Annotated in this window: 15 protein-coding genes and 1 other RNA gene; 7 read left to right on the forward strand and 9 right to left on the reverse strand. The window is 23.9% G+C overall.

From position 1 onward, the window contains the following. Positions 1 to 46: 46 nt before the first annotated feature. On the reverse strand, positions 47 to 2,545 hold the full coding sequence (gyrA, locus tag APCICUMA2628_RS00615) for a DNA topoisomerase (ATP-hydrolyzing) subunit A (protein ID WP_154027266.1): 2,499 nt from the start codon (positions 2,543 to 2,545) through the stop codon (positions 47 to 49). A 179-nt stretch (positions 2,546 to 2,724) separates the two neighbouring features. After that, on the reverse strand, positions 2,725 to 3,327 hold the full coding sequence (locus tag APCICUMA2628_RS00620; protein WP_154027269.1) for a redoxin domain-containing protein: 603 nt from the start codon (positions 3,325 to 3,327) through the stop codon (positions 2,725 to 2,727). A 245-nt stretch (positions 3,328 to 3,572) separates the two neighbouring features. Here APCICUMA2628_RS00620 and ung point away from each other — a divergent pair, with 245 nt between their 5' ends. Then, positions 3,573 to 4,244 (forward strand): uracil-DNA glycosylase, encoded by a 672-nt coding sequence (gene ung / locus APCICUMA2628_RS00625; RefSeq protein ID WP_420021842.1) that lies wholly within the window; start codon positions 3,573 to 3,575, stop codon positions 4,242 to 4,244. A gap of 48 nt (positions 4,245 to 4,292) precedes the next feature. Here the strand turns inward: ung and grpE are convergent, their stop codons facing one another. Beyond that, a complete protein-coding gene (gene grpE / locus APCICUMA2628_RS00630; protein WP_154027275.1) occupies positions 4,293 to 4,835 on the reverse strand; it encodes a nucleotide exchange factor GrpE in 543 nt (180 codons plus the stop codon). Positions 4,836 to 5,039: 204 nt separating this feature from the next. Beyond that, positions 5,040 to 5,416, reverse strand: a transfer-messenger RNA (tmRNA) gene (gene ssrA, locus APCICUMA2628_RS00635). Between the two features lie 222 nt (positions 5,417 to 5,638). Here ssrA and grxD point away from each other — a divergent pair. After that, entirely contained in the window at positions 5,639 to 5,956 is a 318-nt protein-coding gene (gene grxD, locus APCICUMA2628_RS00640; RefSeq protein ID WP_154027277.1) for a Grx4 family monothiol glutaredoxin, read from the forward strand. Between the two features lie 48 nt (positions 5,957 to 6,004). Here the strand turns inward: grxD and rnt are convergent, their stop codons facing one another. Beyond that, the gene (gene rnt / locus APCICUMA2628_RS00645) at positions 6,005 to 6,670 is read right to left on the reverse strand and encodes a ribonuclease T (protein WP_154027279.1); all 666 of its coding nucleotides are present in this window, start codon (positions 6,668 to 6,670) and stop codon (positions 6,005 to 6,007) included. A 416-nt stretch (positions 6,671 to 7,086) separates the two neighbouring features. Here rnt and pth point away from each other — a divergent pair, with 416 nt between their 5' ends. Both pth and ychF read left to right on the forward strand, forming a co-directional pair. Continuing rightward, positions 7,087 to 7,671: an aminoacyl-tRNA hydrolase gene (gene pth / locus APCICUMA2628_RS00650; RefSeq protein WP_154027281.1), complete on the forward strand. Its 585-nt coding sequence runs from the start codon at positions 7,087 to 7,089 to the stop codon at positions 7,669 to 7,671. 63 nt (positions 7,672 to 7,734) lie between these two features. Further along, positions 7,735 to 8,823: a redox-regulated ATPase YchF gene (gene ychF, locus APCICUMA2628_RS00655; protein WP_154027283.1), complete on the forward strand. Its 1,089-nt coding sequence runs from the start codon at positions 7,735 to 7,737 to the stop codon at positions 8,821 to 8,823. 83 nt (positions 8,824 to 8,906) lie between these two features. On the opposite strand, the gene thrC is transcribed toward ychF, so the two are convergent. The 4 genes from thrC to pcnB form a co-directional block, all read right to left on the reverse strand. Then, positions 8,907 to 10,199, reverse strand: a complete 1,293-nt coding sequence (gene thrC, locus APCICUMA2628_RS00660; protein WP_154027285.1) for a threonine synthase — start codon at positions 10,197 to 10,199, stop codon at positions 8,907 to 8,909. A 2-nt stretch (positions 10,200 to 10,201) separates the two neighbouring features. Next, positions 10,202 to 11,134 (reverse strand): homoserine kinase, encoded by a 933-nt coding sequence (gene thrB, locus APCICUMA2628_RS00665; protein WP_154027287.1) that lies wholly within the window; start codon positions 11,132 to 11,134, stop codon positions 10,202 to 10,204. Positions 11,135 to 11,153: 19 nt separating this feature from the next. Further along, positions 11,154 to 13,607, reverse strand: coding sequence for a bifunctional aspartate kinase/homoserine dehydrogenase I (gene thrA / locus APCICUMA2628_RS00670; RefSeq protein WP_154027289.1), 2,454 nt, complete (start codon positions 13,605 to 13,607; stop codon positions 11,154 to 11,156). A gap of 505 nt (positions 13,608 to 14,112) precedes the next feature. Further along, on the reverse strand, positions 14,113 to 15,345 hold the full coding sequence (pcnB, locus tag APCICUMA2628_RS00675) for a polynucleotide adenylyltransferase PcnB (RefSeq protein WP_154027291.1): 1,233 nt from the start codon (positions 15,343 to 15,345) through the stop codon (positions 14,113 to 14,115). An 846-nt stretch (positions 15,346 to 16,191) separates the two neighbouring features. Here pcnB and truA point away from each other — a divergent pair. The 3 genes from truA to aceE all read left to right on the forward strand — a co-directional run bounded on the left by truA (position 16,192) and on the right by aceE (position 23,007). After that, a complete protein-coding gene (truA, locus tag APCICUMA2628_RS00680) occupies positions 16,192 to 16,980 on the forward strand; it encodes a tRNA pseudouridine(38-40) synthase TruA (protein WP_154027293.1) in 789 nt (262 codons plus the stop codon). 442 nt (positions 16,981 to 17,422) lie between these two features. Beyond that, a complete protein-coding gene (gene secA, locus APCICUMA2628_RS00685) occupies positions 17,423 to 20,014 on the forward strand; it encodes a preprotein translocase subunit SecA (RefSeq protein WP_154027295.1) in 2,592 nt (863 codons plus the stop codon). Between the two features lie 332 nt (positions 20,015 to 20,346). Further along, positions 20,347 to 23,007, forward strand: coding sequence for a pyruvate dehydrogenase (acetyl-transferring), homodimeric type (aceE, locus tag APCICUMA2628_RS00690; protein ID WP_154027297.1), 2,661 nt, complete (start codon positions 20,347 to 20,349; stop codon positions 23,005 to 23,007). Positions 23,008 to 23,010 lie beyond the last annotated feature (3 nt).

Raw genomic sequence — 23,010 nt, forward strand, 5'->3', positions numbered from 1 at the left:
TGATTCGTAAAATTACTATAATAAATTGTCTTTTAAAATAGTAATTTTATGATAATAAAGGAGTATGTGATAGTTTTTGTAAACCAACTACTTTTTCTTTTTTTGTAGTACGAATTAAAATAACTCCTTGAGTATTTCTTTTCAAAATTGCAATTTCAGATACTCTTGTTCTAACAAGAGTTCCTGCGTTCGTAATAATCATAATTTGATTATCATGATGTACTTGTATAGCACCAATAACGACTCCGTTTTTAGGGGTTACTCGAATAGAAATAACACCTTTAGTTGCACGCGATTTAATAGGAAATTGATTTATTTTGGTTCTTTTTCCGTATCCATTTTCAGTTACTATTAGTATATCGTCTTTTTTATTTGGCACTATTAAGGAAACTAATCGATCATTATCAACAATTTTTATTCCTTTTATACCAGAAGCGGTACGTCCCATATTTCTTATTTTATTTTCAGAAAATTGCACTACTTTTCCTTTGGAACTAAACATTAAAATATTATTTTGTCCATTAGTTAACGCTACACCAATTAATTCATCTTTTTTTCTTAAATTAATAGCAATGATTCCTGAATTTCGGGGTTTTTGAAATTGGTTTAACGGTGTTTTTTTAATAAACCCTAAAGCAGTAGCCATAATAATATTTATGGATGATTTATATTCCGAAATAGGTAAAATGGTTGTTATTCTTTCTTTTTGTGTTAAAGGTAATAAATTAATTATTGGACGTCCGCGGGCATGACGGCTGGTTTCTGGTAATTGGTACACTTTCATCCAGTATAATATCCCTCTACTTGAAAAACAGAGAATTGTATCATGTGAATTTGCAACTAATAAGTTTTCTATATTATCTTCTTCTTTTGTTTTAGCAGCTGATTTCCCTTTTCCTCCTCTTTTTTGCGCGTTATAATCAGAAATTGGTTGGTATTTTACGTATCCGGATCGTGATAATGTTACTACAACACTTTCTTTTACTACAATGTCTTCCATATTAATTTCGGATGTTTTGTTAATAATTTTAGTTCTTCGAACATCAGAAAATTGTTTTTTTATCTGTACTAATTCGTTAGTAATAATTTTTTTTAATTTATGAGAATTAGATAATATATTTTCTAATTTTTTTTGTTTTATAAGTAAATATTTATATTTTTTATAAATATTATTTTTTTCTAATTTAGTTAGTTTATTTAATTTGATATTTAAAATAGCTTGTACTTGTTTTTTACTAAAATTGAAATGTAATTGATCAAGATGTATATTATCTTGATATTGAATAGTCAATTTATTTTTCCAGATTATTTTTTCTAAATTTTTTTTAGCATTTTTATTATTATTTGCAATTTTTATAACTTCAATAATTTTGTTAATATTATTTAGCGCGACATAAAATCCTTCTAGTATATGTATTTTTTTTGTATATTTTTTTAGCTTAAATAAGCATTTTCGAGTAATAATTTTTTTTCTATGTTTAATAAATGCTTTTAAAATTTTCTTTAAACTCATTTGTTTTGGTTGTCCTGATGACAGTGCAACCATATTAATTCCGAAAGATGTTTGTAATGCAGTCATTGTATATAATTGATTAAGAATTATTTTAGTAAAAAAATCTTTTTTTATTTCTATAACAATTCTCATGCCGTCTTTATCGGATTCATCGCGAATAGTAGAGATACCTTGAATTTTTTTTTCTTTTATTAATAATGCAATTTTTTCAATTAATTTAGATTTATTAACTTGATAAGGTAATTCGTATATTATTAAGGATTCTTTTTTAGTTTTGTTATTGATTTCGATAGAATATCTAGATCTAATGGATATCTTTCCTTTACCAGTACGGTAAGCTTCTTCAATACCGATTTTTCCATAAATAATACCCGCGGTTGGAAAATCAGGTCCTGGAATATACATCATTAATTTTTTTAATGTAATTTTCGGATTATGTAGGTATGCAATGCAGCCGTTAATAATTTCTTTTAAATTATGAGGAGGAATATTAGTAGCCATACCTACAGCAATTCCAGAGGATCCGTTAATTAGTAAATTAGGAATTTTTGTAGGTAAAATTTCAGGTATTTTCTCGGTACCATCATAATTTAAAATAAAATTAACTGTATTTTTATCTAAATCACTTAACATCTCATGTGTAATTTTGGACATACGTATTTCTGTATATCTCATAGCCGCAGCAGAATCTCCGTCAATAGATCCGAAGTTTCCTTGCCCATCAATTAATGTATATCTTAATGAAAATGGTTGAGCCATTCGTACTATAGCATCATAGACTGCTGAATCTCCATGAGGATGATATTTACCAATAACATCACCTACAATTCTAGCAGATTTTTTATATGGTTTATTCCATTCATTATTTAATATATTCATAGCAAATAATATTCTACGATGTACGGGTTTTAATCCGTCTCGTACATCAGGTAAAGCTCGGCCAATGATTACAGACATAGCATAATCAAGATAAGATCTTTTTAATTCTTCTTCAATATTGACCTGTTTGATTTCTTTTGCAATGTCTTTCATGTATTTCTTGTCTCTATAAAATAATTTGTAATATGTCACATATGTGAATTAACTTATAAATATACTGTGACATAATTAGTATTAGAAAGATTTTAATAGTGTAAATAAATATTTACTTTGTATATCAATACAATAATGTATTTCATTTTAAATGAATGTATATATCGTAATATATAATTTTATATTTTTTTAAAATTTTTAGATAAATATTTTTTTATTCCATCTGTTGTTGCGATAATTGCTTCTTTGCCCGGATACCAGTTAGCAGGACAAACTTCACCAAATTTTTTATAAAATTTTAGTGCGTCAATTATTCGAATGATATCTATAATATTACGACCAATTGGGAGATCGTTAATAGACTGATGTCGGACTATATGATCTTGATCTATTATAAAAGAAGCTCGTAATGCTATTTTTAATGTTGTATGTTCAACACCATAAGATTGTTGTATATTTTTAGTGATATCAGATATCATAGGAAATTTTATAGATCCAATACCTCCATTATCGGGTGTAGTATTACGCCATGCATTATGTGTATATACTGAATCTACGGAAACACCAATGATATTTACATCTCTATTTTTAAATTCGTTATATGAATTATTAAATGCGATTAATTCTGACGGACATACGAAGGTGAAATCTAAAGGCCAAAAAAATAATACTGTTATTTTTTTATTAGAATTTCGGTAAAGATTAAAATCGTTTATTATGGTTCCGTCGTGCAGGATAGCTGGAGCGGTAAAATCAGGAGCTTTTTTAGATACTAAAATCATTTTTTATATTTCCTGTAATTTATATTTGAGTGTTTTATAACATTATACACTATTTTAATTATAGTATGATAGACTATACCATAATTTTAATTATTACGTATTTTATTTTAAATAAATAATTTTAGTTATGCTTATATATCGGTAATAATATTGATTATTCAAATAGAGTTTTAAAGAATTTGTAATCTAATATCTTAATATATTAAATGGTAATATTTATATAGGATGATTTTATCATGATTTATATTTATCCGTCATGGTCGAATTTTTTTTATCTAGAAAAAAAAAAAAAATATTTTATTAATTTACAAAATAGATTAAAACAGATACGAAAAAACACGATTGTATATCCATCGGAAAAAAATGTTTTTAATGCTTTTTTATTAACTCCTGTACCAGATATTAAAGTAGTAATATTAGGACAAGATCCGTATTGTAATCCTAATCAAGCACACGGCCTATCATTTTCTGTTCTTGATTCTGTTAAAATACCTCCTTCGTTGAAAAATATTTTTATAGAATTAAAAAATAATTTTTTGATGTCTAATATTAAAATGCGCGGATGTTTAAAACCATGGGCTCAACAAGGTATATTGTTATTAAATTCAATATTAACAGTTTCAAGCGGATGTCCTCAATCACATAAAGGATTAGGTTGGGAAATTTTTACTGATCAAGTTATTAAATTTATTAGTATTGTTAGGACGAGGGTAATCTTTATATTATGGGGAGCATATGCTCATCAAAAATCTAAGCTTATTAATACAAATATACATTTTATTTTAAAATCGTCGCATCCATCACCATTATCATGTTATCGAGGTTTTTTTGGATGCAGACATTTTTTGAAAATAAATATGATATTAAAATATCTAAAAAAACAACCGATCGATTGGTTTAAAGATATTCAATATTAAATAATATTTAGTATATTATCGATGTTTTTTAAGATATTAATATTTTTGTTATATAATAGTAACTATAGCTTTTTTAATGATTTCTTTTTTAAAAATATACCCATTTTTTTTTATTTTTTTAACTATTTTATTATTTTTATGTTCGTTTATTTCTTTATTTATTGTCATAACATGTATATTTGGATCAAAAGGTATATTGACTTTATTTATTATTTTAACATGCCATGTTTTTAAGTTCTTTTCTAAGATATTGAATGTTAATCGTATACCTTCTGTAACTGTATTTTCTGTAGAATTTGAATTTATTGATATTTTTACTAGATTATAAATTTTATCAATAATAGATGTTATAGATTTTAAGAAATTTTTAAATTTATTATGTTTGATTAGTTGTATTTCTTTTTTATTTTTTTTAGTTAAATTATCGATATCGGCATAATATCTTAATTTTATAACTTTTTTTTCTTTTTTAAATTGAAGGATTTTTTTTTCTATTTTATTGATTTTTTCTTTTATTATTTTTTTTCGATTAATAATGATAGGTTTGTCATTTGTATCATTTTTTTTTTCGTTATCAATTTTTTTTTGCATGATTTTTTAAATAAACTGTTAGTTTTATAATTATTTAAAGATGTTTTATAATTAAATTTATTAAAAAATTTGAATAATGAAAATATTAGTATATTATTTGATATGGATATATCAGTTAGTATATTTCTATATATTTAATATACTTTAAATTAACTTAAATTCATTATAATAAACTATTTTTTAGATTTAAAAAAAATTTTGAAGGTGTGGAGCTGGCGGGATTCGAACCCGCGTCCAAAATTACTTAAATTATTGATCTACATGTTTAGTTTATTTTTAAATATAACAACAATAATACTCAATAAACGAAGTATTATCGGGTATCTTGATGAATATATAACTTTATTGTTTCAAGATTAACAGACTAAAGTTATCTCTTTTTTATGTGACCTTTCTAAATATTACTATCTTATTTAAGAGATGAAATAAAATAGTGTGAAAGGGCTTTATCTAGTTTTTTAAGCTGCTAAAGCGTAATTTTGTTTATTTGCATTTAATTAAATTGGTTTTTTAACGAGGCAAACCAACCCTCGACATGCAACAACGATTTTCGTATATCTTGTCAAATCCATAACAGCCCCATATACTATGTTAGTATAGTAGATTTATTTGATTTAAACAATATATTATATAATAAATTATATAATTTATTTTTATAAAATTTAATATTTTAAATTATTTTAAAATAAAACTATTTATAATAGTATGGTATATATCATATATTTTAAAATAAATATTATTTTATTTGCATATATTTAAATAAAATATTTTTAAATATTATTAGACTAATGAGTGATTTTCATATGAAAGATGTTTTTAAAAAAATAAAACAACAATTAAAAGACAATAATATTATTATTTATATAAAAGGATCTCCAGAACATCCTAGTTGCGGTTTTTCAGCTAAAGCAGTTCAAGTTTTATCTTTATATACTGCAGATTTTTTTTACGTTGATGTTTTGCAACACCCTGATATTCGTTCAGCTTTACCCAAGTATTCTAATTGGCCGACGTTTCCACAATTGTGGATTAATCAGCGATTAATAGGAGGATGCGATATAATATTAGAATTATCAAATAATGGTGAATTACTACGTTTAATCCAAAATTGTCACAAATAATATTAATATAAAATTAATAATTATTATATTAAATAAATTTAAAATATTTTATATCTCATCGGTTTTTTTACGATGAGATATTTTTGGAGGCCATCCACCTAATCGTTTAAATCGGTTAACTAATTCACAAAAAAGATATGCGGTTTGCATAGTATCATATAATGCAGAATGTGCTTGAGTAGTATCAAAAGGTATACCGGCTATTTTACATGCTTTTGCTAATACCGTTTGCCCTAAAATTAAGCCGCTAAGCGCTGCTGTATCAAAAGTAGTAAAAGGATGAAAAGGATTTTTAATTAAACCAGCTCTTTTAGTTGCAGCCATTAAAAAATTATGATCAAAATTAGCATTGTGTGCTACTAATATTCCTTTTTTACAATCATTGAGACTAATTTTTTTTCTGACTAATTTAAAGATACACTTTAATGCTTTTTTTTCGCTAACAGCTCCCCTTAGAGGATTAAAAGGATCAATTTTATTAAATGCCACAGATTCTGCTTTTATAATAGATCCTTTAAAAGGTATAATGTGAAAATGTAGAGTATCATCTATATTTAACCAACCTAATTTATTCATTTTTAAAGTCACAATAGCAATTTCTAATAATGCATCTGTTTTAGATTGAAATCCTGCACTTTCTACATCTATAACAACTGGATAAAATCCTCTAAATCGATTTTTGATGGTGTATCTTAAATTTTTTTTTATAGACATGAGTATCTCAATTTCAGTATATAGTATAATGTTTAAGTTCTTATGTTTTCGAATAATAGTATGAAATTATAATCATCTTATCTAAATAACTCAATATATTTAAATAAAAATAATAAATATATACGTATCTTATATATAATAAGATTAATAAATTATATTGATGATTTATATATATGATTATACGATTATAATTTATAATTATATAAATCTTTTTATGATTTTTAATTTAAATGTTTTTAAAATAATTTTTATATAACGTAATTATAAATATAATTAGGTTATATAAACGCAATATTTTTAAAAAAACAATAAATTTATCAATATAAATATTTTTTATATAAAATATATAAAATATTATTTTTTTATATATAAAAAGTATTATTTTTTAATTTAATAAATTTTTATAAGAAGGTATTTTGAATACAATAAAAATGATTGTAGGTCTCGGTAATTATTTAGACCAATATGCTGATACAAGACATAATGTAGGGCATTGGTTTATCAATATGTTATCTGATTTTTACAAAGTTTCATTTAATTTTAAAAAAAAATTTTTAGGATATGTTTCATGCATTACTTTAAATAATAATAAAATTTATTTATTACGTCCGAATCTTTTTATGAATTTAAGCGGTTATTCTGTGCGCGCATTATCATCCTTTTATAAGATTGATTTATCTGAGATTTTAATTGTACGAGATGAATTAGATTTGATACCAGGAATTATGAAAATAAAATTTGGAACACATCATAACGGTCATAATGGTGTAAAAAATATTTTAAAGTTTTTAGTAAGTAAAGGTAATTTTTTACAATTATGTATTGGTATCGGTCGTCCAGAACAAAAAAAAAATATTTCAGAATTTGTATTAAAGGCTCCAAATCTAATAGAGATGAACATGATAAAAAAATCAATATTTGAGTTTATTTTACTTACTAAAAATAGAATATATCAGAAAAAATTTTTAATAAATAAAACAATTAATATAAATACAGAATAGTTATTTTTTATATGCTTAGATATATTTAAATTATAATGTTGAATCTTATAAGGATAAATAAATATGATATATAAATTTGGTCTTATTGGATTACCTAACGTAGGAAAATCAGCATTATTTAATGCGATAACAAAATTAAATATTCCTTCAAAAAATTTTCCTTTTTGTACAATTAAACCGAATATTGGAATAGTATCAATTTTTGATGATCGATTAAAAAAAATTGCCGATTGTGTTTCAACAAGTACTATTGTATATAGTACTGCTATTTTAATTGATATTGCTGGATTAGTTAAAGGAGCTTCTACCGGAGAAGGACTAGGAAATAAATTTTTAGAAAAAATTAAAGAATGTCATGCACTTATACAAGTTGTACGATGTTTTAAAGAAAGCGATATTATTCATATATATGGTGATATTAATCCATCTCGTGATATTGACATTATTAATACAGAATTATTATTATCTGATCTTGATTTATGTGAAAAAATTATTCAACGATATATTACTGTAAGTAATAAACAAGATATTTGTTATGATTTTCTTATAAATTTAATACATCGTTGTATAGATCAATTAAAAGCCGGATTTGCTTTACGAAATATTTTATTTACGCGAGAAGAATTAGAAATATTAAAACAGTATCAATTTTTAACTTTAAAACCTATGGTGTACGTATTCAATATAGCTCGTAATATAGATTTACGTACGTATATAGATCAATGTTGTACAAATAATTTAATTGACAAATCTACTATATTTCCTATTGCATTAAATGATGAAAATAAGATGATATTAAATCATATTAATGATCCGATACATAAACAAAATAGTCTATATATTGGTAATTTAAATTACCATAAATTTATTGAAAAATTATGTAATTTTTTACAGTTAAAAACTTTTTTTACTGCCGGACAAAAAGAAGTAAGATCATGGTTGTTTAAAGCGGATAAAACAGCTATACAAGCAGCTAATTTAATTCATACTGATTTTTCTAAGGGATTTATTAGAGCTCAAATTATTTCATATCATGATATGATCAAATATTGTAACATTAGTAAAATTAAACAATTAGGAAAAATACGTAGTGAAGGAAAAAAATATATTATTCAAGATGGTGATATTATAAATTTTCTATTTAATGTATAAATAATATATATTTATAAAATATTTTATTGATTAAATAGTTCTTTAGAGAGGATTTAAATCTACCTCTCTAAATTGTTATATTTTTAAATCTGAGTCAATAAAAAATTTTTTAAGTTTAAGAAATTTGGTTTCATTTGATGTGAAAAATTTTTTAGATGGACTCTTGATTGTAATGAATTAGGTAAATTTAATTTAATATTTAGAACTTTTTCAATGGTATCTTGAAATTTAGCTGGATGAGCGGTACCTAAGAATAATCCAAAATCTGTTTTTTGTATATTTTTTTTCAATGCTCTATACGCGATAGCTGCATGTGGTTCTGATATATATCCAATTTTATGTAACTCTTGAAGTGTTCGTATAGTTTTTGCATCAGATATACTTTTAGATGTTAAATTTTGTAAATTCCATTTTTTCCGTTTAAATAATTCTTCTACTCTAGGCCAATTATTAGGTTGACTAATATCCATAGCATTTGAAATAGTAGATATAGTGTTATGTGGATTCCAAATACCAGTTTTTAAAAACCGCGGCACAGTATCATTTGCATTTGTAGCCGCGATGAATGATTTAATAGGTAATCCTAATGATTTTGCAATAAAACCTGCGGTTAAATTTCCAAAATTACCACAGGGTACAGAGATGATAATATCATTATGATATTGAGGAGGTATTAATGCAAATGCTTCAAAATAGTAACAAATTTGAGCTAATAATCGACTAATATTAATTGAATTAGCGGAATTTAAACCAATTTTATTTTTTAATTTTGTATCATTAAAAGATTTTTTAACTAAATATTGACAATCATCAAAACTTCCATCAACGGCAATTGTATGTATATTTTTACCTAAAGTACAGAATAATTTTTCTTGTAATGCACTAATCCTTCCTTTAGGATATAAAATTACAACACGAATATTATGCATACAGTAAAATGCATGCGCAACAGCAGCACCGGTGTCACCTGATGTAGCCGTTAATATTGTCATAATAGAATTTTCATTCTTCCAATATGACAACATGGTAGCCATAAATCTCGCTCCAAAATCTTTAAAAGCTAACGTTGGACCGTGAAATAATTCCAAACACGATATATTTTTAGTAACCGGAGCAATTATTGGTTGAGTAAAAGAAAATGCAGATTGAATTTGTTTTTTTAGATCGTTTAATGAGATTTCATCAGATATAAAATGTGAAAGTATATGTGTGCTACGAGTAATAAAATCCATACTGATCAATTTTTTTAAATCATGGGAATTAAATTTTGGTAAATATTTTGGAAAAAATAATCCTTGTTTTTTACCTAAACCGTGCTGAATGGCATTTAAAAAATTTACTTCTTCATTACTATCTTTTAGATTGTATAGTTTCATGGTTATATCCTTATTTTTCTAGCGCCTAATTGATCAATTTTACAAATATGAACAAATCCTTGATTATTTTTAATATAATTTTTTTCTAACCATTCTTTTACTTTATTTGCTACGGAAATGTTTAAACATATTGAAAATAATGTAGGACCAGAACCGGAAATATTACATGTTAATGCTCCTAATTTTAGGAGAGCAGTTTTTATATATAAAAAATTCTGTATTAACGATATTCGATATGGTTCTGCAATAGTATCTTGCATAAATCGAATGGCTAATTCAGATTTTTGTGTATATAACGCGTGTATAAATGTTGATAGATTTCGGCTATTTTGGATGCATATCTCTTTGCTATATTGTAAAGGTAGAATATTTCTTGCAGTAGAAGTAGATACCGTAATTCCCGGCCAAGCAATAATCCATAACCAATTTTTAAATATAGGTAATTTTTGTGTTGGATTATGTATATCATCTGTAATGAGTTGTAGTCCTCCTAAATAACACGGGGCTACGTTATCGTAATGAATGCCTCCAGAGATGCTTCCTTCTAATATACCCATTAATTTTATTAATTCTACTTGTGTGAGTTTAGTTTTATAAAATTTATTGAACGCCAGAACACTAGCGACAATAGATGAAGCACTAGATCCTAATCCAGATCCGACCGGCATATTTTTTTCTAATGTAATTGATATTGGTTTTTTTTTATTAGTTTTTTTACTAAACCATTTCCATGCTTTCCAAGTGATATTTTTTTTTATATCCTTAGGTAAATGAGTAGAAAAATTTCCATAACAATTTAATTGAAAGGTATTTGATGGCTCGATTGATACACAATCACCTAATAAAGTATCATCTATTGGTGTAATAGCTGCTCCTAAAATATCAAAACCAACACCAACGTTTCCAATGGAAGCAGGAGCATAGATTTTTATCATTTTTTTTAAACTCGTAATATTATAATATTATACGTAATAAATCAGAGAAAATACCTGATGCTGTTACTTTGTTTCCAGCTCCATAACCGCGTATTATTAAGGGAATTGGTTGGTAATATTTTGTATAAAATACAAATATATTTTCTCCGTTTTTGATGTGATATAATGGACTGTTGTTATCGACTTCTTTTATTCTGACACTACATGATCCGTTACCTTTAATCGTCCCAACATATCGTAATACTTTATTTTTACATTTTGCATAATTAACTTTTTCAGTAAATTGATTATTTAATTTTTTTAATTGTAATAAAAATTTTTTTTTATTATTTATTGTTTCAAAATGTTTGGGTAGAATTTTTTCTATTTTAATGTCCGTAAGTTCTATTGAATATCCGAATTCTCTAGCTAAAATTAATAATTTTCTTGCTACATCTATTCCAGATAGATCATCTTTGGGATTAGGTTCGGTAAATCCTAATTTTTGAGCTTGTTTAGTAGCATCGGAGATAGTTATATCATCATCTAATTGTCCAAATATACAAGACATTGAACCTGATAGAATTCCTTGAAATTTAATTAAATGATCTCCAGATTTTATTAGATTTTTTAAATTATCAATAATTGGTAATCCAGCTCCAACATGTGTTTCATAAAGAAATTTTTTATCGTATTTATTAGCTATTTGATGAACAGATAAATAATCTAATAATAGGGATGAATTAGATTTTTTATTGGCAGTAATAATATTAAATCCGGATTTTATGATGGAATTATATTCATTTGCGATATCTTGACTGGCTGTACAATCTATTAAGACTGGATTTAAATATCCATATTTTTTTACTAGTATTAAAATTTTTTTTAAATAAAAATTTTTTTTAGACACAGCAAATTCATGAGTCCAGTTATTTAAATTTATGTTAGTTTTATTGGTGATATATTTAGTTGAATTAGCAATGACATTGACATTCAATTGAATAAATTTTTTTTCTAACTTATCTCGTTGTTCTAAAATTATTTTTAATAATTCTGATCCTACTCCACCGATACCAATCAAAAAAATATTTATAGGTATAGTTTTGTTAATTATAAAATCATGAATTTTTTTAATGATATTAATGATATTGTTAGTATGTAATACTATAGATAATGATATATTAGATATGTTATATGATATTTCAAATATTTTATTATTAAATTTTTCAAGAGATAAACAAATTTTTTTAATAATTTTTACATTATATTTTTTTATATTATTACCCACTATAGAAATAATATTTAGATTTTTAATTTCAATAATCGATTCTATTAATTTTTTTTGAATTTCTTTATTAAGTATTTTTTTTATTTTTTTTTTAATATTAAGTGTGTTATTTTTGTGTACATAAAAACTAATAGTATTACTTGATAAGGACTGATGTAATAAATATACAGAAATATTTTTATCTGATAAATATTTTAATATTTTATTTGAAATATTTGCTATTTGAATATTTTTAATACTATAAATTTTTATTAAAATCATATTACTTAAATATGTAATTCCTTTAATAATATCAGAATTATTTTTATTTTGATTGGTTATTAATGTCCCTGGATGATTACAATTATTAGTATTTTTTATAGTACATGGAATATTATAGTATTGTAGTGGTTTTATAGAAGCAGGATGAATTACTTTAGCACCTAAATAGGCTAACTCTAGTGCTTCTTGATATGTAATTTCCGATAATGGTCGTGCTGTTGATATAGTGTTAGGATCACTAGTATATATTCCATTTACATCTGTCCAAATTTCACAAATATGAGAATTTGTACATATAGATAATAATGTAGCTGAATAATCTGATCCGTTTCTTCCTAATACAACTAATTCATTAAATTGGTTTCCGGCAATGAAACCAGGCATAATAATAATATCTTGTTTATAGATTTTTAATTTTTTAAAACGTTTTTTTGATTTATGTATATCTACAACAGCATTAATATAGTTATTATTAGCTAACAACAATTTAACCGGATCAAGTAAAGTAACCTTGTTTCCAAGCGTTTCTAGAATTGCTTTCATAATATATGCAGATAAGATTTCTCCCATAGAAATTATTTGAGCATAAATTTTATCGGGACAATAATTGAGAGTTTGGATATGATCTAATAAATTGTTTAATTGTTTAAATTTTAAAGTTATTTTTTTTTTAATTTTATTGATAGGATATTTATCATGGATGATATTAATATCATCTATTAATTGTAAAAAAAATTTTTTGATATTTATGAAAATTTCTATTGGAACGATGTGATTAAATGTATATTTTTGGATAATTTTTTCTAATTGATTAGTTATGTTGGCTGGAGCAGATAATACAACAGCTATTTGGTCATTTTTTACCTGATTAAGAATAATTGAAGATACTTGTATAAATTTATTTGCATTCGCAAGTGACGTACCTCCAAATTTTAACGTTTTCATAAATATAATCTCGTTTAAAAATCATTATTTAGATTTAATTTATTAATAATAGTACGATATACTATATATAAATTGTTGTAATAGTAAACATTGCTAACATATTAATTGTATTTGATTGTATTATTATGAATGATATGGATAAATCTTTAAAATATAAATTTTTTATTTGTATATTTAATATTTATATTAAATCACGTGCATCATGAGGTAAATTAATAAATTGTAACATATTTTTTTATTTTTTTTTTTTTTTTTTTAATTAATTTATTATGAAATAATATAAATAAAAATAATATTTTATATTTAATTTTAAAATTATTTATTTTAAGAACGTTAAAATAATATAAGTAATGTTATTTTTGATGAGATAATATGATACAAATAATGTGATAGTATTAAAGATATTTTGTATATGTATAATAAAGATATGTCAAAATCAAATATTGATATGTATATTTTATGATTATAAATAAGAGTTAAATTTTATATTTAGTAAATATGTAATTTACATTAATTTTTTTTTAAAAAAAAAATATTTTTTTATTCCAAATGAATAAAATTTTTTTAATTCATGTTTATTTTCTGTTTTAGAACGTAATGAAATAAGCTCTAAAGCTCGAAAAAAATTATTATATTGAATAATTGTTTTAGTTTCGCAATTTTGTTTAGTTTCTATTTCTTTTTGTAAATTCCATATTTTTTCAATATTTAATAGAATATTTTTAGGTATTCCAAGTAAAATTGAATATTTTTTTAATATATAATTAACAGATATAGAATATGCTTTAAAATATTTTAATTTTTTATTAATTGATAATTCTTGTATCTTTTCTGTTAACGGATACCATAACAAAGATGCAAATAAAAATTCAGGACATCGTAATATTTTTTTAGAAGTGGGAGAATCTACTTTTTTAAAACAATAAACAATAATATTGTTTAAAAAAATAGTATTATTTTTACTGAATTTGTTTACTAAAAAAGGTAATAAGATATATATTAAAGAATATTTTTTTAATCGCATATAACTTAAATAACCATATCCGAAACAAAATAATTTTATGGATTCAGTAAATAGTCGAGCTGGTGGAATATTTTTTAATAATTTTGATAATTTATTAATTGGTTCTGCAGTTTTTTTCTCTATACACATCTGTAAACGTACTGAAAAACGTATGACTCTTAACATACGTACTGGATCTTCTCGGTATCGAGTTTCAGCATTACCAATTAATCTAATTATTTTTAGTTTAATGTCTTTAATGCCTCCTATATAATCCCTAATTCCTGAATCTTTAATACTATAATATAATGCATTAATTGTTAAATCACGTCTATAAGCATCTTCTTCGATTTTTCCAAAATTATTATCACATAATAACATTCCGTTATTTGATTTTTTTATATGAGAAGAATATGATTTATGATTTGCAGGAGTATCATTATTTGCTCGAAATGTTGATACTTCAATAATTTCATTTTTAAAGATTAAATGTGCAATAATAAATCGTCTACCTATTAATCTACAATTTTTAAATAGTTTTCTAATTTCATTTGGTTTCGCGTTAGTTGCAATATCAAAATCTTTAGGTTTTTTACCTAACAATAAATCTCGTACTCCGCCACCTACCAAATAAGCTTCATAACCTGATTTATTTAATCTGTACAATACTTTCATAGAATTTTTGCTAATCTCTCTTTGAGATATATTATGATTTTTTTTTATAATTAGATTCATATGGTAATATCGACGCTATTTTTTATATTTATATATAGTTTCTTAAAATTAGTAATTTTATACTAGATAAAAATATATAGTATTTAAATACATAGTATTTATTTTTAAATAAACATACAATATTTTAGTTTCATATTAAAAAAATATTTAATATATATATCAATATATTTTATAATTGAAATATTTTTATTAAATATTTTTTAAAATAATATAATGAATATATATTTTATATTTCGTACTATACTAACATATAGTATCTTGATATCAATAATATTAATATATTGCATATTTAACAATATATTAATATTTAATAACAATTAAAATAATTTTTATTACAATATAAAAAATAAATTTAATGTATGTAATATAAAAATATTTTTAAAAATATTAATTTTTAATTTATATAGTTTATATATGAAATATTTTTATAAAAATAATTATTTTGATAAAAATATTTATATGATTATTTTAAATTAAATAGAACAATAATTCTTATTATAAGAACGGATATAAATTTTATTTATATTCTAAAATAGAAAATATATTTTTAATATTTTTTAAAAAATTATTATGTATAATATATTATTTTGATTTTTTTTTAAATTATCTTACATATTTAATATGTACATGAATTAAAAAAGATATATGTTATTTATATATATAAATATAAAAATTTTTTTAATTTTTTGTAAAATTTTTTATATAGAGATATATCTATATATTTTATGTTAAGTAAACTGATATAATACGAAAATTCTTATGTATTATAATGTAATATACATATATTACACTTAATAATTTTAAGATATAATTAACAACTTTAGAATTAATAATTAGGAAACATAAATGAAGTTTGTTTTTGGTGTAGAATATGACGGAAGTATGTATTTTGGATGGCAAAAACAAAGATCAGTTTTAACTATACAGGGGTATCTCGAGCAGGCTTTGTCTAAAATAGCTAATTATAAAATAGATGTAGTTTGTGCTGGTCGCACGGATAGAGGAGTACATGCGATTATGCAAATTGTTCATTTTAATACTCATATTATGCGAAGTTCAAAAGTATGGTTGAAAGGTATAAATTCATTATTACCAACTGATATAACAGTATTGTGGTTACGAAAAATTTCATCCGATTTTGATGCGAGGTTTTCAGCATTGTCGCGATCATATCGTTATTTAATTCTTAATCGAAGAGTACGATCTAGTTTTTTAACTAAATATTATTTTCATGTAAGAAATATATTAGATATTAAAAAAATGCGATATAGTTCTAAATGGTTACTTGGTCAACATGATTTTACTGCTTTTAAAAGTAGTGGTTGCCAATCCCTTTCTGCTTATAGAGAAATTAGCTCATTAACAGTATATCGTATTCATGATTTTATCATTATTGATATTACTGCTAATTCTTTTTTATATCATATGGTTAGAAATATCGTAGGATGTTTAATAGTTGTAGGATTATCAAAACGTAATACTTATTGGGTAAAACAGGTTTTACATGAAAAAAATATAAAAAAAAGTTATTCTACAGTACCATCGCAAGGATTATATTTTTTGTCTGCTTCATATCCTGAGTATTATTCTATACCTATAAAATATAATGTGTTTAAATATATAGATTTATTTTAATTATTTTAGAATTTATATAGTATGATACTAATTATTAATTTTTATAAAATTTAAAAATTAATTTTGATCAGAATAAAATCTATTATTTTGATACATCAGTTATATTTAAATATTATAAGTAATAGTCAATATTTTTATATAAAAACTTTTGAATATATTTCATGTTAGATATTATTTAAACATGACAATGGAATAGATAGTATATATAATACATGTTTAGTAAATTATATGTATAAAACATACTACTATATGGATAGTAGATTATATAAAAATATTTTTATGTATATTGTTAAATTTTTTGAATTTATATTATTTTAACGTTGATATTGTATATTTATTTTTAATTTTTTAAAGATTTTATATATAGTTTTTTATATTTTATTAAATAATTTTAAATTATATTGTAATTTTATTGGTAGTATTAGCGAATATGAGATTTAGTATGTTAGGTAAAATAATTAATAATTTTTTTATGAGCCGTAACGAGCGTATCTTGAAAAATTTAAATGATCTTGTTATTAAGATTAATTTCTTAGAAAAAGATTTGTTAAAATTATCAGATAATGAATTAAAAAAAAAAACAGATGAGTTCAAGTTACGATTAAAATATGGTGATACAGTTGATTCATTGCTTCCTGAAGCTTTTTCTGTAATTCGCGAGGCTAGTAAAAGAGTGTTTGGTATGCGTCATTTTGATGTTCAGATTTTAGGAGGAATAATTTTACATCGACACTGTATTGCAGAGATGCGTACTGGCGAAGGAAAAACATTAACAGCCACGTTACCGGCGTATTTAAATGCATTAGTTGGTCATGGAGTTCATATTGTTACTATGAACGATTATCTTGCAAAAAGAGATGCTAGTAAAAATCGTATTTTATTTGAATTTTTAGGTTTAAGTGTTGGATTAAATATTTCTGGAATTTCTCAACAAGATAAAAAAATAGCATATTTGGCAGATATTACATATGGAACGAACCACGAATATGGTTTTGATTATTTACGAGATAATATGGTTTTTTGTCAAACTCAAAAAGTACAAAGAAAGTTATATTTTGCTTTAATCGATGAAGTAGATTCTATTTTAATTGATGAAGCTCGAACTCCATTAGTAATTTCAGGACCAATTGAAGATAGTAATTCTTTATATCAGCGTATAAATTCTTTGGTTCCTTTTTTAATTCCTAAAAATAAAAAGAATTATAATAAAATATCTCAAGTAGGTGATTTTTATATTGATAGTAAACAACGTCAAATTCATTTAACTGAAAAAGGATTAATAAAAATAGAAAATTTATTAGTAAAATATAATTTTTTATTAAAAACAGAATCATTATATCTATCTAAAAATATTTTTTTTATTCATCATATGCTATTAGCTTTGAAAGCACATTATATTTTTTTAAAAAATATAGATTATATTATACAAGATAAAAAAATAATTATTGTTGATGAACATACTGGAAGAATTATGTCCGGTAGAAGATGGTCTGATGGGCTACATCAAGCTATAGAAGCCAAAGAAAATGTTTGTATACAAAACGATACTCAAACTTTAGCTACTATTACTTTACAAAATTATTTTCGTTTATACGTGAAACTTTCAGGAATGACAGGTACAGCTTCAACTGAAGCATTTGAATTTAATTCTATTTATAATTTAGATACAGTTGTTATTCCAACAAATAAACCTATGATTCGTCATGATATGTCTGATTTAATTTATTTGTCAGAAACTGATAAAATGAATGCCATCTTATCTGATATAAAAGATTGTGTAGATCGACAACAACCGGTACTAGTAGGAACGGTTTCTATTGAAAAATCCGAACAAATTTCTAAACTTTTAAAAAAAATAAATATTAAACATAATATTTTAAATGCTAAAAGACATGCGCAAGAAGCTAATATTATAGCTCAAGCAGGTGAACCAGCGGCTGTTACTATTGCGACAAATATGGCCGGAAGAGGAACGGATATTGTATTAGGAGGTATTAATCGATATAAAAATAATATAAAACATTATTTTAATAAAAATTCTTCATTTAATAAATTGTGGTGTAAAAAAAATAAACTAGTAGTAAAATCAGGTGGATTGCATATTATTGGTACAGAAAGACATGAATCGCGTAGGATTGATAATCAATTACGTGGGAGATCTGGTCGGCAAGGAGATCCAGGTTCATCTAGATTTTATTTATCATTGGATGATTCGTTAATACGTTTTTTTGCTTCAGATAATATAATTAGTTTTATTAAGACTATTGGAATACAGAAAAGTCAATCTATTGAGCATCCGTGGTTAAATATAGCTATTGAAAGAGCTCAGAAAAAAATAGAAAATCAAAATTTTGATGCAAGAAAACAATTATTAGAATATGATAATATCATTAATGAACAGCGTGCAGTAATATACCACGAACGAAATAAATTAATTAAAAATTCTAATATTCATGATCATATTTTATCGATTTTAAAAGATCGTATTTATTTTTGTATAAAACAATATATGTCAGGAGATGTTGTGAATGCAGATAGTTTTTTGGCTCTAGAACAAGAATTAAAAAATAATTTTTATTTTATTAAGTCAATAAATAAATTTTTAGAGCATGATACTACTTTATATAATAATGTAGATAAATTAATTGATTTGATAGTTACTACAATACAGTTTAGTTATAGTAAAAATACTCAATTAATTACTAATCAATATTCTAATATGATAGAAAAATCGGTAATGTTGCAAATATTAGATATTTTTTGGGTGGAACATTTAAATACAGTAGATTTCTTACGACATAGTATTCATTTAAGAGGATATGCACAACAAGATCCACAACAAGAATATAAACGAGAATCATTTTTTATGTTTCAAACAATGCTAGAATCAATAAAAAATAATGTAATTAAATGTTTGATAAACATTTTTTATATGGATTTTGAACAAAAAAAAAATATATATACTCGTTTACTTGATCAAAAAGATTATGATGCATTTCATATGCTAATTATGAAATCTATTAATATTAATTAATAATATTAATATTTAATATAAAAATATTTATTAAATATAAAAATATTTTTACTATAATCATTATTTATAAATTTACTAGATTTTTTATTTATAAGACATATATTTTGAGGGATCCTGAATAATAAAATATATACGTTTTTAAAAAAATATATATCTATATTTATATAATTTTAATTGTATTTATCATGAATATATGTAATTTTTCAATATGTATACTATACATAGTATATATATTTTATTAATATAATAAATATTAATAAAATATATAAAATTATTAAAATTATTAAATTATTCAATAATTAACATATATTTAACTGAAAGGTTTATTAATTATGCCACGGAATATTTTTAAAGATATTGATCCAGTAGAAACATCTGAATGGATGGATGCTATTGAGGCAGTAGTTACAAGACATGGTATAAAACGAGCTCATTTTATAATAGATAAAATTCTAAATATAAAATTATTAAAAAATACTTATGTACATCAAAATGATGTTTCAGATTTCGTGAATACTATTCATGTTAGTAATGAACTTCCATACCCAGGAAATATAAGATTAGAAAAAAAAATTTGTTCAGTAATACAATGGAATGCAGTTATGATGGTATTACGAGCTTCTAAAAAAAATTTAGATTTAGGAGGACATATTTCTTCATTTCAGTCTTCTGCTATGATGTATGAAGTTTGTTTTAATCATTTTTTTCGTGCTTCTAACAAGAATGATGGAGGTGATTTAATCTATTTTCAAGGACATATATCGCCGGGTATTTATGCAAGAGCTTTTTTAGAAGATCGTTTAACAGAAGAACAAATGGATAATTTTAGACAAGAAACTGATGGAAAAGGATTATCTTCATATCCTCATCCAAAATTAATGCCTAATTTTTGGCAGTTTCCTACTGTATCTATGGGTTTAAGTGCTATTTCTGCCATTTACCAAGCAAAATTTTTAAAATATTTGAATAATAGAAATTTAAAAAATACTTCTAAACAAACAGTATATGTTTTTTTAGGAGATGGAGAAATGGATGAACCGGAATCAAAAGGTGCTATTACTATAGCAGCACGAGAAAAACTTGATAACTTAATATTTATTGTTAATTGTAATTTACAACGATTAGATGGACCGGTAAACGGTAATGGTAAAATTATTAATGAACTAAATGATTTTTTTTTAGGAGCTGGATGGCATGTTATTAAAGTTATTTGGGGTAGTTCATGGGACCATTTATTAGAACAAGATACTTCAGGACACTTAAAAAAATTAATGAATGAAACTTTAGATGGTGATTATCAAAATTTAAGATCAAAAGATGGTGCTTATATTCGAAAATATTTTTTTAATAAATATACAGAAACAAAAAAATTAGTTGATAATATGACTGATAAGGATATTTGGAAGTTAAAAAGAGGAGGGCATGATTTTAAAAAATTATATTCTGCTTTTTATTCTGCTAAATTGATTAAAAATAAACCAGTAGTTATACTAATTCATACTATTAAAGGTTATGGGTTAGGTAATATTGCTGAAGGTAAAAATATCGCTCATCAAGTTAAACATTTAGATATTAAAGATATCAAACATTTACAACGTCAATTAAAAATAAAATTAGATTCGGGTTCATTGAAAAAATTACCTTATATAAAATTTTCTCCTGATTCTATAGAATATAAATATATGCATCATCACAGAAGAAAATTAAAAGGTTATATACCTGTACGTTTAAAAAATTTTTCCGAAGTGTTAACCATTCCTACTTTAAAAGATTTTCAGTCATTATTAGAAAAGCAAAAAAGACCTATTTCTACAACTATAATGTTTGTTCGTATCTTGAATTTATTATTGAATAATGTTCATTTAAAAAATAGAATTGTACCAATTATAGCTGATGAAGCACGTACTTTTGGAATGGAAGGTTTATTTCGCAAGATTGGTATTTATAATCATAAAGGACAACAATATACGCCAGCAGATAAAGATCAGATGTTTTATTATAGAGAAGATTGTCAAGGTCAGATTTTACAGGAAGGTATCAATGAATTGGGCGCTGGTTCTTCATGGTTAGCTGCAGCAACATCATATAGCACAAATAATTTTCCAATGATACCCTTTTATATTTATTATTCTATGTTTGGTTTTCAGAGAATAGGAGATTTATTATGGTCTTGTGGAGATCAACAGGCTAGAGGATTTTTAATTGGAGCAACTTCCGGAAGAAGTACATTAAATGGTGAAGGATTACAGCATGCTGACGGACATAGTCATGTTTTATCTGCAACTATACCTAATTGTATTTCTTATGATCCAACATATAGTTATGAATTAGTAGTGATTATACAATCTGGATTAGAACGGATGTATGGAAAAAAACAGGAAAATGTTTTTTTTTATATAACAACTTTAAATGAAAATTATAATATGCCAAGTATATCTGATGATATGATAGAAGGTATATGTAGAGGAATATATAAATTACGTACATATCATGGTACTAAAGGACATATTCAATTATTAGGTTCTGGATCTATCTTACGATGTGTAAAAGAAGCAGCTAAAATTTTATTATCTGAATATCAAATAGGATCAGATATTTATAGTGTTACATCTTTTACCGAGGTGGCTCGTGACGGTCAAGATTGTGTACGATGGAATATATTGCATCCATTGAATAAAAAGAAACAACCGTATATTACTTCTATTATGAACAAGTCACCTGCTGTAGCAGCTACTGATTATATAAAAATTTTTGCGGAACAAATTCGAGCATATGTACCGTCGAATATATTTCGTGTTTTAGGATCTGATGGATATGGTAGATCAGATAGTCGTAAAAAATTACGTAATTTTTTTGAAATTGATGAATCATATATTGTCAGCGCGGCATTAGATGCATTAATCGAACAAGGAAAAATTAGCCCTGATATCCTTGATAATGCTTTAAAAAAATTAAATATTATTTCCAATAAACAGAATCCACGTTTAGCATAAGAG

Origin of the sequence: Buchnera aphidicola (Cinara cuneomaculata) (assembly GCF_900698865.1) — a bacterium.
GTDB lineage: Bacteria > Pseudomonadota > Gammaproteobacteria > Enterobacterales > Enterobacteriaceae > Buchnera_F > Buchnera_F aphidicola_AA.